The organism is Paenibacillus sp. GCM10023250, from assembly GCF_042653205.1.
GTDB lineage: Bacteria > Bacillota > Bacilli > Paenibacillales > Paenibacillaceae > Paenibacillus_Z.
The window spans coordinates 428,276-442,347 of sequence record NZ_JBHSHY010000001.1; the positions used below are offsets into that span (position 1 = coordinate 428,276).

General features: G+C 57.3%; 15 protein-coding genes. 2 read left to right on the forward strand and 13 right to left on the reverse strand.

Annotated elements, in window-relative coordinates; translation table 11 throughout:
• Positions 1 to 106: 106 nt before the first annotated feature.
• Complete coding sequence (locus ACFPB1_RS01975) at positions 107 to 1,324, reverse strand: Tm-1-like ATP-binding domain-containing protein (protein ID WP_379221306.1); 1,218 nt, start codon at positions 1,322 to 1,324, stop codon at positions 107 to 109.
• A 295-nt stretch (positions 1,325 to 1,619) separates the two neighbouring features.
• On the opposite strand from ACFPB1_RS01975, the gene ACFPB1_RS01980 reads away from it, so the two are divergent.
• Positions 1,620 to 2,195, forward strand: a complete 576-nt coding sequence (locus tag ACFPB1_RS01980; RefSeq protein ID WP_379221308.1) for a helix-turn-helix domain-containing protein — start codon at positions 1,620 to 1,622, stop codon at positions 2,193 to 2,195.
• A gap of 90 nt (positions 2,196 to 2,285) precedes the next feature.
• Here the strand turns inward: ACFPB1_RS01980 and ACFPB1_RS01985 are convergent, their stop codons facing one another.
• The 6 genes from ACFPB1_RS01985 to ACFPB1_RS02010 all read right to left on the reverse strand — a co-directional run bounded on the left by ACFPB1_RS01985 (position 2,286) and on the right by ACFPB1_RS02010 (position 6,009).
• Positions 2,286 to 2,579, reverse strand: coding sequence for a helix-turn-helix transcriptional regulator (locus ACFPB1_RS01985; protein WP_379221310.1), 294 nt, complete (start codon positions 2,577 to 2,579; stop codon positions 2,286 to 2,288).
• A 131-nt stretch (positions 2,580 to 2,710) separates the two neighbouring features.
• Positions 2,711 to 3,271, reverse strand: coding sequence for a TetR/AcrR family transcriptional regulator (locus ACFPB1_RS01990; RefSeq protein ID WP_379221313.1), 561 nt, complete (start codon positions 3,269 to 3,271; stop codon positions 2,711 to 2,713).
• Between the two features lie 70 nt (positions 3,272 to 3,341).
• Positions 3,342 to 4,250, reverse strand: coding sequence for an SDR family NAD(P)-dependent oxidoreductase (locus ACFPB1_RS01995; protein ID WP_379221315.1), 909 nt, complete (start codon positions 4,248 to 4,250; stop codon positions 3,342 to 3,344).
• A gap of 194 nt (positions 4,251 to 4,444) precedes the next feature.
• On the reverse strand, positions 4,445 to 4,912 hold the full coding sequence (locus ACFPB1_RS02000) for a phage tail protein (RefSeq protein WP_379221317.1): 468 nt from the start codon (positions 4,910 to 4,912) through the stop codon (positions 4,445 to 4,447).
• A gap of 25 nt (positions 4,913 to 4,937) precedes the next feature.
• A complete protein-coding gene (locus tag ACFPB1_RS02005; protein ID WP_379221685.1) occupies positions 4,938 to 5,417 on the reverse strand; it encodes a GyrI-like domain-containing protein in 480 nt (159 codons plus the stop codon).
• A 196-nt stretch (positions 5,418 to 5,613) separates the two neighbouring features.
• A complete protein-coding gene (locus ACFPB1_RS02010; RefSeq protein WP_379221687.1) occupies positions 5,614 to 6,009 on the reverse strand; it encodes a DoxX family protein in 396 nt (131 codons plus the stop codon).
• Positions 6,010 to 6,122: 113 nt separating this feature from the next.
• On the opposite strand from ACFPB1_RS02010, the gene ACFPB1_RS02015 reads away from it, so the two are divergent.
• Positions 6,123 to 7,088 carry a helix-turn-helix transcriptional regulator gene (locus ACFPB1_RS02015; protein ID WP_379221319.1) on the forward strand — a complete coding sequence of 322 codons (966 nt, stop codon included), beginning with the start codon at positions 6,123 to 6,125 and terminating at the stop codon, positions 7,086 to 7,088.
• A 166-nt stretch (positions 7,089 to 7,254) separates the two neighbouring features.
• On the opposite strand, the gene ACFPB1_RS02020 is transcribed toward ACFPB1_RS02015, so the two are convergent.
• From ACFPB1_RS02020 to ACFPB1_RS02045, 6 genes are all read right to left on the reverse strand, one after another.
• Positions 7,255 to 8,214, reverse strand: coding sequence for a hypothetical protein (locus ACFPB1_RS02020; protein ID WP_379221321.1), 960 nt, complete (start codon positions 8,212 to 8,214; stop codon positions 7,255 to 7,257).
• Between the two features lie 57 nt (positions 8,215 to 8,271).
• Positions 8,272 to 9,252 carry an Ldh family oxidoreductase gene (locus ACFPB1_RS02025; RefSeq protein WP_379221323.1) on the reverse strand — a complete coding sequence of 327 codons (981 nt, stop codon included), beginning with the start codon at positions 9,250 to 9,252 and terminating at the stop codon, positions 8,272 to 8,274.
• Positions 9,253 to 9,411: 159 nt separating this feature from the next.
• On the reverse strand, positions 9,412 to 10,278 hold the full coding sequence (locus ACFPB1_RS02030) for an aldo/keto reductase (protein ID WP_379221326.1): 867 nt from the start codon (positions 10,276 to 10,278) through the stop codon (positions 9,412 to 9,414).
• Positions 10,279 to 10,476: 198 nt separating this feature from the next.
• Positions 10,477 to 11,562, reverse strand: coding sequence for a Gfo/Idh/MocA family protein (locus ACFPB1_RS02035; RefSeq protein WP_379221328.1), 1,086 nt, complete (start codon positions 11,560 to 11,562; stop codon positions 10,477 to 10,479).
• 44 nt (positions 11,563 to 11,606) lie between these two features.
• Positions 11,607 to 13,073, reverse strand: coding sequence for an alpha-ketoglutaric semialdehyde dehydrogenase GucD (gene gucD, locus ACFPB1_RS02040; protein WP_379221331.1), 1,467 nt, complete (start codon positions 13,071 to 13,073; stop codon positions 11,607 to 11,609).
• A 71-nt stretch (positions 13,074 to 13,144) separates the two neighbouring features.
• Positions 13,145 to 14,020: a fumarylacetoacetate hydrolase family protein gene (locus ACFPB1_RS02045; RefSeq protein WP_379221333.1), complete on the reverse strand. Its 876-nt coding sequence runs from the start codon at positions 14,018 to 14,020 to the stop codon at positions 13,145 to 13,147.
• Positions 14,021 to 14,072 lie beyond the last annotated feature (52 nt).

Consider the following 14,072-nt stretch of genomic DNA (forward strand, 5'->3'; position numbering starts at 1 on the left):
TCATACCGCCTCCTGAATAAATGATCATAAGTACATGCCGTCTGCTCGCTCTTGGGTGATGTCTACGGTGCATCCGATAAGTTCCCGCCTCGCCTTGCGTAAGTGTCTACCGCTGCTGCCCGGACATCATGTCTAGCAGCAGCTGCGCCACTCGGTCGGCAAATTCCGGGTCGTTAATGTTGCAGGCCATCTCGTGAACCGGTATACCGCTGCGGACATGCTGCCGGATGGCATCGAAGCAGGCGCGGTCGGCCTCCGGATCCCAGAACGGCCGGCCCGGACTATCGAGCTGCGATACCCCGCCGAGCGGAAGGACGAAGGCGACCGGTCCTGCGCTCGCATTCGCTTTCTCCGCCAATATGGCGCCGATCCGGGCGTTCTCCTCCGCGGTTGTCCGCATCAGCGTAATGTTCGGATTCCACTCGTACAGATTCCGTCCCGCATAGCGGCCAGGCACGGTGTCGCGGGCATGGAAGTTGACCATGTCGACGCAGCCCGGCACGATGACCTGGGGAATGCCCCTTCTGGCCGCGGCGTCCCCTCTGTCCGGTCCCGCCGCGAATACGCCGCCGGCGATCTCGTCGGCCCATTCGGTCGTCGTAATGTCGAGGACGGCGCCGATATAACCGCCGTCGATCAGACTTTCCATCGTCCGCCCGCCGACGCCGGTGCAGTGGAAGACGAGCACCTCGGTATCCTCCCGCTCCAGCCGCTCCCTCGCCCGTTCGACGCAGCTCGTCGTATTGCCGAACATGCTGGCCGCGATCAGCTTCCGGTCCTCCGCGGGCTCGATGTCCGCCGAGGCCATGCCGCAGATCGCCCCGGCTGCCCGGGTGAAGATCTGGCGGCTGATTCGGTTAATGCCCGCAACATCGACGACGGCCGGCATCATGACGATGTCCTTTATGCCGACGTAGCCGCGGGTATCGCCGGCGGCGACGGTCGAGACGATCAGCTTGGGGAAGCCGACAGGAAGCGCGCGCATCGCGCTGCTCGCCACGGCCGTCCCGGCTGTTCCTCCCATCCCGATCAGCCCATGGATGTCGCCCCGCAGCACCGACTCGCGCACGAGCTTGGCTGCTCCCTCCGCCATCGCCGCCATCGCTTTGCCCCTGTCGGCCTGGGCGACGAGCTCGGCCAGAGCGGCGCCGCCCGCCTCCGCGATCGCCTCGCGGCTCACGTCGGGCCGAAGCATCGGCTCGCCCATCACGCCGGTGTCATAGACCCGGACGCCCAACCCATTGCGCTCGATCTCCCGCTTCAGAAAAGCAAACTCCGTCCCCTTCGTATCCATGGCGCCGATCATTCCGATTGTCCGCTGCAAAAGAACCCTCCTTCCGATTGGGACTGCCAGATGAAGTGTTATCAACCAAGTATAAATTAAGTTGATTGCTATAAATTTAATTCAACTTAGTTGAATTAAGATTATCTTACAATATCCATTTCGTTCCTGCAACCGCTTTCTAATCTTATTAAAAATCCTTCTGGTTCGATTTCGTCCGGCTAACCGCTTGATTTGTTCGCTTTACAGATGAATCCGTCCTATTTCTTGCGAATTCAACTTAGTTGATTTATATTATACTTATTAACTTTTCCCGGTTAATAGAAAGAGGGGAATTATGGATCTGGACCTTGGCAAACGAATTCGGCTAATACGCAAAGAGCAGAAGCGAACCCAGGAAGAGATTGCGAAGATATGCGGATTCACCAAGAGCATGCTCTCCAAAATCGAGAGCGGCGGGGCGATGCCGGCAGTCTCGACGTTGATGAAAATCGCGGGCGCCCTCGGCGTCAAAGTATCGGATCTGCTTGAGGAGCAGTCCAGCAACGACACCGTCATGGTCTCGGCGGGTCAGTACGAGGATATATCCAAGTGGATCAAGACGAATAAAGGCTATTCATTCTTCGCTTTCGCGTCCACGCGGCACAGCAAGATCATGCAGCCGTATATTTTCGTCGCGCGCCGCGGCGAGATTAATGAGCATACCTTCTCCCACAGCGGCGAGGAATTTATTTACGTCATCTCCGGGAAGATGCGCTACAAGGTCGGAAACACGGACTACGAGATGAGCGCGGGCGACAGCCTCTACTTCAATTCCCTGCAGGAGCATACCGTCGTCCCGCTCTCGGACGAGGTCAAATATTTGGCGGTATTTACCGAGCATCAATCCAAGCCGGGCGACGATCCGTCCTGATCGTCCGCTCGCCGCGCCGCCCGGCAGTTAAGCCGGCATACAAAAAGGAGCGAAAATTCGCTCCTTCTGTTCCGTATGCCCTTCTCGCTTCTAATCCCTCACGCGCTCGATTCGTCTTAATTCCTCTGTGTCCCGGGCCGGCGATAACCCGAAAAATCGGGAGTACTCCCGATTAAACTGGGAGGGACTTTGATAGCCGACCTCATAGGCGGCGCCGGCAACGGAATAGCCTTCGAACGCAATGAGATTTCTCGCCTCCAGCAGCCTTAACTGCTTCTGAGATTGAATTGGACTTAAACCGGTTGCCCGTTTAAATTGATGGTGGAAGGTATTGATCGCCATGCCGGCTCTGGACGCCATCTCGCCAATGTCGATCGGCCTCATGAAATTTTCGCGAAACCACTTTACGATCTGGGATATCTTGCCCAGCTGGCTCTCCCTTAGCCCGAACTGCCTCAAATACCAGCCTTGCGGTTTTCGCAATTACAGTCATAACCGGCCCGTTGTATGCTCTATTATTTGGTCAGGATGTTCAACACAAGGTCAACATCCTGCGCCCAATTCATACCCATCGCCTTCGCATCTTGGAGCATGAGTCCGTTCAGTACCGATAGAAACACTATCAGGCGCTTGGCAGCGTTTCCTTCAGCGAATAGTCCTTCTTGCTGTCCGCGGACGAAGATCGGCATGATCTGCTCGATGGTATCCTGGGGGGAATACCGCTCAATTGCTTCCAGCGCCTTGCTAGGAACGACTTCCGACGTTTGCGCCTGTTGAACGAGGAGGAAATATTGCTTGTGGTTCTCATCCAACAGCCGAAGCGTAAACGCCTTTAGCTGTTCAAGAGGCGACCCGGGTAACGTTCCGATATTCCGGATCGCATTGCGGGATTCTTCGATGGCTTCTTCCACGAGAATCCCGAATATCTCGTCCTTGGATTCGAAATACCGGTAGGTTAAGCCTTGACTAATGCCGGCCTCCTCCGCGATCATGCTCATCTTCGTGCCAGCGAGCCCTTTCTCCGCAAATAATTTAAGAGCGGCCTTTTTGATCTGATCTTTGCGTTCGTCGAACATTTGCTCGCTCTTCGTTCTTGCTATTCTTGGCATCGATTAACCTTCTTCCTTGTCTCGCGTTGCCCGCGGATTAAGCCTGCGATGCGCAAATCTGCACCTCGCTCACTTCCCACAGCTTCTTCGCCGCTTCCATATTGCTCGCTTGCGCCGACAACGTCCCTGCTTGTTTATCAGCATAATAACCCCCGCTCTCCAGGTGCGCACGATCGGCACCCGCCAGCCATACGAGCGTCTCCGCGCCCTTCTCGGGCGTTCGGGCGAATCTCATCATGACGGCTGTCGTCATCCGGGCCATCCACCCGTTATCCCGATTGAAATTTGTAGCCACCAGCCCGGGATCAAAGCAATACGCGGCGATATTCGTATTTTGCAGTCGATTTGCCAACTCGGCCGTAAATAAAATGTTCGCCAGCTTCGTCTCACCGTATCGAAAGTTAGGTCCGCCCTTCATTTTGCCCCAAAATCCAAACCATCGCTTCCCGCTCAAATCGTCGAATCCGATGCCCTTCCTCGCCATCTTATGGCCATGGGACGACGTGGTAATGATGCGGGCATCATCGCTCAAAGTCAGTTTATCAAGGAGCAGGGTCGTTAACAAGAACGGTGCGATATGATTAACCGCCCAGGTCATCTCTAATCCGTCCTCCGTCAGCTTATGGTCAACGAACATCGCGCCGGCATTGTTGATTAGAATATCGATCTTCGGGCATTGGGCGTACATCTCTTGTGCCGCGCGGCGGATAGATCGCTGGGAGGACATGTCTGCGATGAAGACATCCACCGTTATCCGATAGCCGTAGGACGCACGCAGTTTTGCCGCAACCTCGTTGGCTTTGGCCGCATTGCGCGCAACGAGGCCCAGGTTCGCTCCTCTCGCGGCTAACGCACGCGCGGCCGCCAATCCGATCCCGCTCGTAGCCCCCGTAATCACCGCATATTTCCCGTTTACGTTGTGGCCATTGGTTTGATTTCCGGTCATTTGAACTCCTCCTTTGAATTGAATGAATTGTTCATTTACCAATATTGTATGAACCGTTCATTCATTTGTCAACAAGGGCCGGTAAAATAATCAGCTCTTCAGTGATGAAAAAGAAACCCGTTCCCTCGTCACGAGAGAACGGGCATGTTCCGCCGTATGATCGGCGATGCGCATATGGGGCGGTTATTTGGCTTTCAATATTCGCCTTTGATGATAAAGAACGAACCGCGAATCGTCCCGGCCAGCTTGGACTTCTGTCTTGCGAATTTGAACTTCTTCGCCTCCAGCTCCTTCGGGACGTCCATCCCCTCGGACAGCTTGAATCCGACGGCTCGCTTCTTCGGATCGTCCACCGTATACATGACGTTGACCGCGAGACCATCCTCATAGAAGACGAAGGCCCACCTGATGTTGTCGACTTGGAATCGCGATGTTTCCAGCGGCCGGGCCGCAAACTCGATTCCGCGTTCTTCTTTCAATATCCGGTTCACGTAATCAAGCGTCTCCCGGCTTTCGCCGGCCGGCACGACTGTGAAGTCGTGCTTGTATTTATTCATGAAGTACCGGGCTTCATTCGCGCGCAATCCGGCTAACGCCGCTGCAACCGGTGACTCTTCCAGCCCAATCGTCGACACTTCTTTATAATCGACACGAACGGACATGCTCATTCCTCCTCCCCATTTTCGCTTACTTCTCCACGACCGGAACCCACATCTCCCCGTAGACCAGGCCGTCCCGCCGCCCCATTTCGACCGTTGTGTTGGGCCCGCCCACATAGGCGTACCGGTCGGCTGCCGGCAGCACTTGACCAAAGGTAACGCCCGTCAGCATGCTGTTTAATTCATCGGCCGACTTTCCCTCGCCTTTCACGACGAGGTAGGTTCCCTTCGGGAATTGGATTACCCGGTGTTCGTCCGGCAACGACGAGTCCGTCATGACGCCGGCATAATACATCATCATGCGATTTACCGCTTCGCTGACGGCAAACAGATAGTCGTTCGCGGCGATGGCCTTCAACGAGTCAAGCCTTCCATCCTGCCCCACCGCCCGCCAGAAGGTTTCCTTCTCCTTGTTGATGCCGGCATAGTCCGTGTAATCGCTCTTCAGCTCCGTTCCGATTCCTAGCACGATAAAGCTGTCCTTTTCCTCAAACGCATGCGTTGCCATCATCTCATCCGCTCCTCTAATGGATTTGTTTGCTGCCTGATACAATCATCATAATCGTCAATCATGTCAAAACATGAACCTGTTTCAAAGCCGGCCGAAGATGCTTGACCGCGCCGCTCGTTCCTTCTTAAATAGTAGTTGTTCCAGCAGGAGAAGTCCATCGAAAACCTGTTACGTCCGGCACATTCGCGCTTCATCAGAGCCTGCGGTTATGTGGACGAAGCGCCCACGAGGCGAGGCAAAGCGCGGCATAGAAGAGCGGAAGCAGCATATGAAATCCGCCGTCGCCATAATCATTCGCGAACGCATGGGATAAGGCCGCGCCCGTCATCAGAAAAAAGATACCGCTATACGCCCACTCCTTCAGCCGGGGGAAACCCGGCATGACGATTGCAAGGACGCCAAGCAATTTCCAGGTTCCGAGAATGTTCGTGACGTATAAGGGGAAACCGATCGCGGTCACGAGCTCGACATTGCCGCCCAATCGCATCAATTGCCCGATACCGCTTAACGTAATCGAGACTGCGAGCATGAGGGTGACGATCCAATAAGCGGCTGCCCTGACAGTGGTGCGGGATGCAGCCTTCGCCATGTTTTCTTGGCCGGTAATCGTACGCATGCTTATTCCTCCTTTGATTTCGTATCCTTGATGGGTTTATAATAACGTGGAATCATGTCAAAAAATGAACCTGTTTAGAGGTGCCCATGAAAAAAGTAGAACGGATAAACATCCTCATGCGGTACATCAACAACCGCGCCCATTTTACCATTTCGGAAATCATGCATGAGTTTGACATCTCCCGTTCGACGGCGATTCGGGATATCCGGGAAATCGAAGCGATGGGCATGCCTCTGGTCGCCGAAGTCGGGAGGGACGGCGGTTATTTTGTGATGAACAACTCCGTGCTGCCCACCGTCCGCTTTACCGATAACGAGATCAAAGCGCTCTTCATCGCCTTCATGGCCACCCGAAATCTGCAGCTCCCTTATCTCAAGAGCCGCCATTCCTTAACGGAAAAATTGCTCGGCCTCATCTCTCAGAACCAGCAGGACGATCTTGTCCTGTTAAATCAACTCTTGCTCTTCGAAGGCACCAATCCCCACAATCCCGATCTGCTTGATCTGTCCGATCTGCCCCACCCGATGTTGGAACAACTCATCCAGCTCCTTCTTCGTGACGTCTCCTTAACGATTTCCGTCAAAGAAGGACGCGATATCAAGTCGTATCCCATCTATCTCCTGCACCTCTATCGCGAGAAGAGCTCTTGGCAAATCGAAGGCTTCGACCTCGAGGAAGAGAAGCGGCGGATCATTCCTGTCGACAGCCTCACCGATGTCCAGCCATATCCCGGGAAGAAACGATTCAGCAAGAAGAAGGTCGCGGAACGGCTTCGCCAGCAGGAAGAAGCGTTCAACCTGGTCCTCGAACTCGGCCCCCTGGCGATCGGGCAGTACAAGAAGTACCATCCGTTCAAAATGACCCTCTCCTACACGAATCCTTATCAAACCACGGCCATGCTAAAAACGTTCGTCCACGTCCATCAACCGGATGAACTAGCCGATATCACGAGCTGGCTGCTCTTCTTAGGGGAAGATATCAAGGTCCGGGAAATCCCGGGCGAAGTTCTGGCAGGATTGCAGGGGAGAATGGAGATCTTCGGGATGAACTAGCGGAGCGGGAAACCGCAGCCATGCCGCCGCCGGATAATGATTCGAAGGGAACCTGCCGTCGATGCGCGCCGGCCGATCTCCGCGGAGAGCACGGTAATCTCCAGCGTGAGGACGGGCAATAAAAAAACAGCCGCAATACTCGCGGCCGTAATGGAATAGAAGAGCTTCAAACGCTTCGGTCGACAGGGAGACGGTTCCGAATTGCCTCAACCGAACGCTGGAATGCGATCGCTTTGTCCTTGTCGTGAAACAGCGGAGCGCCGGCAAACAGCTGAATCCCCAAGGACGGAATCTCTGAGCGCCCGGTGTCCTCCAGGCTCGCCGGGAAATCCTTTGCATCCAATATCAATTGAACCTGGCGGCCTTCGGGGACGAATCCTGCCGATTGGGCGAGCCATTCCCTTCCCCAGCCGGGGCCTCGCCCGCTCTTCGAACAATAGATCAGCGGCGTATACACGTCGATCGCTTCCGCCAAGTCGCGATAGTCCTGGGCGAAGATCCGGGTCAGCGCGCCGTCGAATTCATCGGGCGTCCATGGGCACATGTACGCCCCGACGATGCAATCCGGCAGATGCGCTTTGATCAGCCTTGAATAACGGAGCGCGAAATCGGCAATTTTGCGGCATTTGTAATGCTTCCATTCTTCCGCATAGTTTGCCAGGATTTCTGCCGGATTCGCGGCGTCGATCGCGCACGACTCGCAGAAATCCGCGATGCAGTCCGGGCAAAAGCAGCTTTCCTGCAGATCCGGCTCAGGCGTCTCGAACCAGCCGGCGTAGGTCAAATAATCCAGCCATATACCTCTCGGTTTAAATTGCTTCAAGCCGGCTAGCAGTTCCTCTTCGATTTTGGACAAATATTCCTTCTGCGACAAACAGATGCCCTGCACCAAGCGGCCGTAACGAATCGGTTGTCCGTCTACGCCGATCGGAACGAGCTCGGGATGCGACTGGTAATCGGCGCGGAATGTTTTGAATTCCACGCAGGGCTCCAATTGCTGCGCCATGCACGCTTCGAATGCGGCCTCGTTAAACATATGAAACCATCTGGCGTTGACGCCATAGTCTTTCGCGTTAGCGGGCAGCTCCCCGCTCCCGTACGGACCGAATAATAAGGGGATTGCCATCTGCATGTACTCCTCTCGTTATTCTCCATTCCCGGAGGCTGTAGATGGAAGGCGGCTCTAGAAGGGCAGCTCGACGCCGAATTCGGCCGCAGCCTCGGAGAGGACGGCCTTATGATGCTCGTCGACCGGAATGCCCGTGATGCCGAAATCCGCCTCGCGCTCGGACTCCAGTACGCCGGGTAACGTCGCCCGTTCGTACCCGGGCATCGGACGCATCGCGCTGGTTAGCTTCATATACGTATCCATTTCCTGCTTCAAGGCCCCGGTATCGATGAATCGCCCCGGATCCAGCGCAATAATCAAGGAACCCTGATTCGCGCCTTGGTACCTGCGCTCGGCCCGCTCTTCTTCTACCGGAACGCCAGCCAGAAACCCTCCCAGGGCTTGGCACATAAACCCGAGTCCCATGCTGCGGAATACGAGACCCGGCGCTAATTCGAACAGCTTCGAGACATGGGGAGAGTCTTCATACAAGTCATGCATAGCGCCAAAATCAAGCACCATCGGAGGCTTCTCCCCGCCGGGCACAGCAAATGACATCGGGGAACCTCCCGCTGCCCGCATGATGGAATCCTCGGGCCGCAGCGTGAGCTGATGTCCGGATGTGACATAACCGATGAGGTCGTGCTCGGCCAATAAACGGGCGTAAATTCCCGCAGCGCCGATATGTCCATGATTGCGCGTAACCGCGGCCGCGATTCCGGTCTTCCAGCAGCGGTCAATCAGCTCCTCCGCTCCCTTGTAAGCAGCGAAATAGCCAAGACCTCCGTCTCCGTCGATCATGATCGTCGCCGGGGATTCCGTTGCGATACGGCACTGCGGATCCGGATTAATCAATCCGTCGCGCATTATCCGGGCATATGTGGCGATCTGTACGGTGCCGTGGCTAAAGGTGCCTCTAAGGTCGTTTTTGACTAGCTGCTCGGCGAGAAAAGCCGCTTTTTCTTCAGGCATGCCGGCTTTTTGCGCAAGCGTGCGAACAAAACGTTCCAGCTTGTCCTTGTCGACTTTCGTCGCTTCTGTGCGATCCGTATTCATGTTGTCCATTCCTCCAAGGGGTTGTATTGTAATCATCGGCGGTATCTTCCCTGAACCGTATCGTCGATAACGGCTGAAGAACGGCGTTCAAGGCGCAAAAACCATCACCGGCTTGGCGATGGTTTTGACAGGAGCGGTTATGTGCCTGCCGACCGGCGATTAGGCCGTGATTTGCGCAGCGATGCCGGTCAACTCGGCTGCGTCTTCGGCGGACAGCTTCACGCTGGATGCGCCGGCGCAGTTCACGATGTTCGCCGCTTTGCTGGCGCCGGGAATCGGCAGCATCACGGGCGACAGCTGAAGCAGCCAGGCAATTGCGATCTGCTGCGGCGACGCATTGTATTTCGCAGCGATCCGCGATAACGTCTCGTTGCTGCCGATGCCGCCCGCGTTGCCCATGCCGTTCAGCGGGCTGTAGGGCAGGAAGGCAATACCGAGCTCTTCGCAGCGCTTCAGCACGTCCATGGACGAATGGTCGAACAAGTTCATGCGGTTTTGAACGGACGCGACCGTTACGATGTCGCGGGCTTGTTCCAACTGCGCGACGGAAACGTTCGACAGGCCGACGTGAACGATCTTCCCTTCCCGCTGCAATTCCGCGACTGTTCCCACGGATTCCGCGAACGGCACCTTCGGATCCGGACGGTGGAATTGATAGAGCGTGATCGCTTCCACGCCGAGCGCGCGCAGGCTGTCCTCGCACGCTTGGCGCAAGTGTTCGGGACGGCCGTCGGTTTCCCAGCGTCCTTCCGGACGAATGTGTCCGCCCTTGGTCGCGATGACCGCTTCGGGGCGGTTATATAAAGCTTTGGCGAACAGACGTTCGTTATGGCCGTTTTCGGTCGAATTCAAGCAGTACGAATCGGCTGTATCGAACAGCGTGATGCCTTGCTCCAAGGCGGCATGCACCGTTCGGATACCGTCTTCCTCGGAAGGGCGTCCGTTAACGGACAACGGCATGCCGCCCATACCGATCTCCCCCACGATAATTCCCGTCGAACCCAGCTTGCGTTGTGGCATTGTCATCGTACAACCTCCTAAGAAGATAGTGAATGAAGCTTCCATAAGCAGAGATGAAATCTGCCGTTAACAAGTATACCAGTTCGGATATTGCGCCAGTAGTACTGAAATAAAGTTCATCTAGTTACTTTGATGTAAGGAAAGCTGAGGTCTCGCAGCAAGATTACCGGTGTGAGCGTTCACGGCGCAGCCGACGCATGCGACTTAATTCGATGCCCACGGCTGGCGGACGGACCGCACGGTCTCGCCGGTTTGAATGGCCTGCTCGATCAGATAACCGAGGTAGCAGTCCTGCGACGCTTCCGGCAGCCCGTAAAAATCCGGCCCGCCGGCGGCGTAATCGGCCATCTTCCGCAAGCAGGTCGCAATGGCGATCTCATCGTCGTACAGCCTGCCCGGCGCGAACGGATTCTCGTACACCCAGCGGTCGCCCGCCATGATCCCCTGCAGAAAATAACCTTCGGGGTTTTCCCATTCGCCCTTGTTGATCCGCTGCAATTCGAGCGGACATGCCGTTTTGTAATCGTGCAGCAGGTTTAGACGGCGGTCGAAGATTTCGCCGCGCACGCCGCGAACGGATACGTGATTGGAGCGAATCCAGGACCGGTGCTGGTCGGCGGTAAAATCGTAGATGCCGAGCTTATTCCCGAAATCGAGCCAAGCCAGATCCCGCCGCGAGGTTACGATCTTCTCCTCCGCCGGCGGACCGCTACGGTTCGGACCGGCCAGCCAGTCGGATTCGAACCGCATGCCGCGAATCGCGGCGTCCTCGAATCCGATGCCGAGCAGTTGGCGCAGCAGACCGACTCCATGATACATATGGGAGAACGATACGGTCGCTTGCGTAATGTCCCCGAGCCTACCGTCCCGGATGACGGCCATTCTGGCCTCGTTCAGCGGGTGATACGGGTACTGCTCGGCAACCTGGACGCGGGCGCCGCGAAGCGTCAGCTGCTCGTGCAGCTCGATCAGCCCTTCGAGGTTCGGCGCGGGCGGCGTTTCCGCGAGCACCGGAATGCCGCGCTCGGCGAGCTGCAGCAGATAGCCCGGCTGCGCCGATGCGCTGACGGACACCACGACGAAGTCCGGCCGGTCATGCTCCAGCATCCGCTCGACCGTCCGATACGTCGGCACCTGCCACTGCTTCTCCATCTCCAGTCCTTTCGCCTCGTCCCGAACCGTCATCGCGCTCACCCGAAACCGGTCGGGAAGCGCCTTCGCAATGCGGAGAAAATATTGCGCCCGGAATCCGGATCCTCCGATGATGCTGAATACGACTGGCTTGTTCAATGTGCATTCCACCTCTGGAATCTGAGTATGGTCGCGGGATGCGGTTACGGTTTAATAAACACCGTCTTGACGGAAGTATAGAACTCGATTGCCGCCTGTCCCTGCTCTCTCGAATGCGAGCTCGACTGCTTCATGCCGCCGAACGGAGCCTGCAGTTCCACCCCGGCGGTCTCGGCATTGATCCGGACAAGACCGGCATCCACCTCATGCACGAAGGACAGCACGTTGCCGATGTCCCGCGTATAGATCGAAGCGCTCAGCCCGAACTCCGTATCGTTCGCCAACCCGATCGCCGATTCGAAATCGTCGGCCTCGATCAGCGTCAGTACCGGTCCGAATATTTCCTCCTGCGCGATCGCCATTCCGCTCGTCACCCGGTCGAATACGGCCGGCGTTACGTAGAACCCGTCCGCCAGCTCCGCTCCATCGGGCCGCTCGCCGCCGCACAGCAGTTCCGCGCCTTCCTCTTTGCCCCGGTTGATGTAGGACATGACGGTTTCCAGCTGCTTCTCGTTGGCGCAAGGACCGAGCCATGTCGAGGCTTCCAAGCCGTCGCCGACCTTCAGCGCCTTGACCTGGCTGACCAGCTTCTCCTTGAACGCCTCGTACACGTCGCGAACGACGATCACGCGGCTCGTAGCCGTACATTTCTGGCCGGTGGAGCGCAGCCCGCCACTGATCGTCGCTTCGACGGCCAGGTCGAGATCGGCGTCCGCGGCGATGACGATCGGATTCTTCCCGCCCATCTCCAGCTGATATTTCGCCCCGCGGCTCAATGCCGTCTGGCCGATCTGCTTGCCGACCTCGTTAGAGCCGGTGAACGTCACGCCGTGTATGCCGGGATGCGCGGCGATCCCCTGCCCGATGACGCGGCCGCCGCCGATGACCATGTTCACGACCCCAGCCGGCAGCCCCGCTTCATGGAAGCATTCCGCGATTGCCGCGGCGGTGACCGCCGTCTCCGTCGCCGGCTTCCACACGACCGCGTTGCCGTAGATCAGCGCCGGAGCCATCTTCCAGACCGGAATCGCCACCGGGAAATTCCACGGCGATATCACGCCCACGACACCAAGCGGCGAACGGGTCGTAAACATAAACGCATCGGCGTCGGTCGACGGAATGACATCGCCGATCTTCCTCATGCCTTCCCCCGCATAATAGCGCAAGATCGCCACGCCGCGCGCCGTCTCGCCTTTCGCCTCGGCGAACGTCTTGCCCATCTCGCGCGACATCGTCCGCCCGATCTCGTCGAGCCTGCGCTCCATCGCGTCCGCCGCCTTGAACAGCAGCGCGCCCCGCTGCGCGCCGGACAGCTTGCGCCATGACCGTCTGGCTGCTTCCGCCGCCTCGACGGCCTCATTCAAATCGCCGATCTGCGAGTCGGGCACGTAGCCGACGATTTCGCTCTTCCGGGCGGGATTGATGCTCGGCGTACTCCCGCCGCCTGCAGGCGCCTTCCACTGGCCGCCGATATAATTGCGGATGACTTGAGGCTCTTGAACAGCATGCATCGAATATCCATCCTCTCGCATCAATAATAGTTAGCCGTGAACTCGTGAACGTATGCGCTTAGCGCTTAGCGCTAAGCGGAGACAGCCGTATTCGTCAACGTGCCGATCCCGGTAATATCGATTTCGATCCGGTCGCCGGGCGCCAGCGTAAATTGATTCGGCGGCACGATGCAAGTGCCCGTCAGCAGCACGGTGCCGTCGAACAGGACATTGTCCTTGGCCAAGTAGGCGACCAGCTCATCCAGCTTCCGCTTCAATTGGCCCGTGCTCGCCGATTCCTCGACGACCTTCTCTCCGTCCCGGAATATTCGGCACGTGATCGTCAGGTTGTACGGGTCGGACAGCGTGTCGGCCAGCCTGATCGCCGGGCCGATGGAGCAGGATTGGCGCCATACTTTCGCCTGCGGCAGGTAGAGCGGATTCTCGCCCTCGATATCGCGGCAGCTCATGTCGTTGCCGATGGTGTAGCCGATAATGCCGCCGCCGCTGTCGAGCACGAGCGCAAGCTCGGGCTCCGGCACCTGCCAAGACGAGTCGCTGCGCAGACACAGCTCCCCGCCCGGGCCTACCGTGCGGGCAGCCGTCGATTTCATGAACAGCTCCGGCCGCTCCGCGTCATACACCTTGTCGTAGAACGTCGACGCATCGAGCCGGCCGCCCGTCGCTTCGTAATTGCGCGCTTCCTTGCTCCGCAGATAGGTAACGCCCGCCGCCCACACTTCGGGAGCGTCGATCGGCGCCGCGAGAGCGAGCGACCCGAAGTCCTTCTCCGCAGGAGCCGCTCCGGCAATATGGCGGGTAACCGCTTCCAATACCGAGCATCCTTCGCGGTCCGCTCTCCGGACCAGCGTCATAAAATCGGAGTCCGGCAGCGGGTACACCTGGTTCTCTTCCGTCAATGCGGCCAGCACTTGGGCATCGCCTTCCATGATTCGAATGATTCGCATCCAATCGCCCTCTCATTGATTAGTGTGAAACGAAGTTCCAACAACAAATGAA

Coding starts and splice junctions, on each gene's coding strand:
- ACFPB1_RS02010 (WP_379221687.1), bottom strand. CDS start 6,009: ATGGCGAAGGCTGCATCCCGCACCACTGTCAGGGCAGCCGCTTATTGG.
- ACFPB1_RS02000 (WP_379221317.1), bottom strand. CDS start 4,912: ATGTCCGTTCGTGTCGATTATAAAGAAGTGTCGACGATTGGGCTGGAA.
- ACFPB1_RS02045 (WP_379221333.1), bottom strand. CDS start 14,020: ATGCGAATCATTCGAATCATGGAAGGCGATGCCCAAGTGCTGGCCGCA.
- ACFPB1_RS01980 (WP_379221308.1), top strand. CDS start 1,620: ATGGATCTGGACCTTGGCAAACGAATTCGGCTAATACGCAAAGAGCAG.
- ACFPB1_RS02005 (WP_379221685.1), bottom strand. CDS start 5,417: ATGGCAACGCATGCGTTTGAGGAAAAGGACAGCTTTATCGTGCTAGGA.
- ACFPB1_RS02030 (WP_379221326.1), bottom strand. CDS start 10,278: ATGACAATGCCACAACGCAAGCTGGGTTCGACGGGAATTATCGTGGGG.
- ACFPB1_RS02025 (WP_379221323.1), bottom strand. CDS start 9,252: ATGAATACGGATCGCACAGAAGCGACGAAAGTCGACAAGGACAAGCTG.
- ACFPB1_RS02015 (WP_379221319.1), top strand. CDS start 6,123: ATGAAAAAAGTAGAACGGATAAACATCCTCATGCGGTACATCAACAAC.
- ACFPB1_RS02020 (WP_379221321.1), bottom strand. CDS start 8,214: ATGGCAATCCCCTTATTATTCGGTCCGTACGGGAGCGGGGAGCTGCCC.
- gucD (WP_379221331.1), bottom strand. CDS start 13,073: ATGCATGCTGTTCAAGAGCCTCAAGTCATCCGCAATTATATCGGCGGC.
- ACFPB1_RS01990 (WP_379221313.1), bottom strand. CDS start 3,271: ATGTTCGACGAACGCAAAGATCAGATCAAAAAGGCCGCTCTTAAATTA.
- ACFPB1_RS01995 (WP_379221315.1), bottom strand. CDS start 4,250: ATGACCGGAAATCAAACCAATGGCCACAACGTAAACGGGAAATATGCG.
- ACFPB1_RS01985 (WP_379221310.1), bottom strand. CDS start 2,579: ATGAGGCCGATCGACATTGGCGAGATGGCGTCCAGAGCCGGCATGGCG.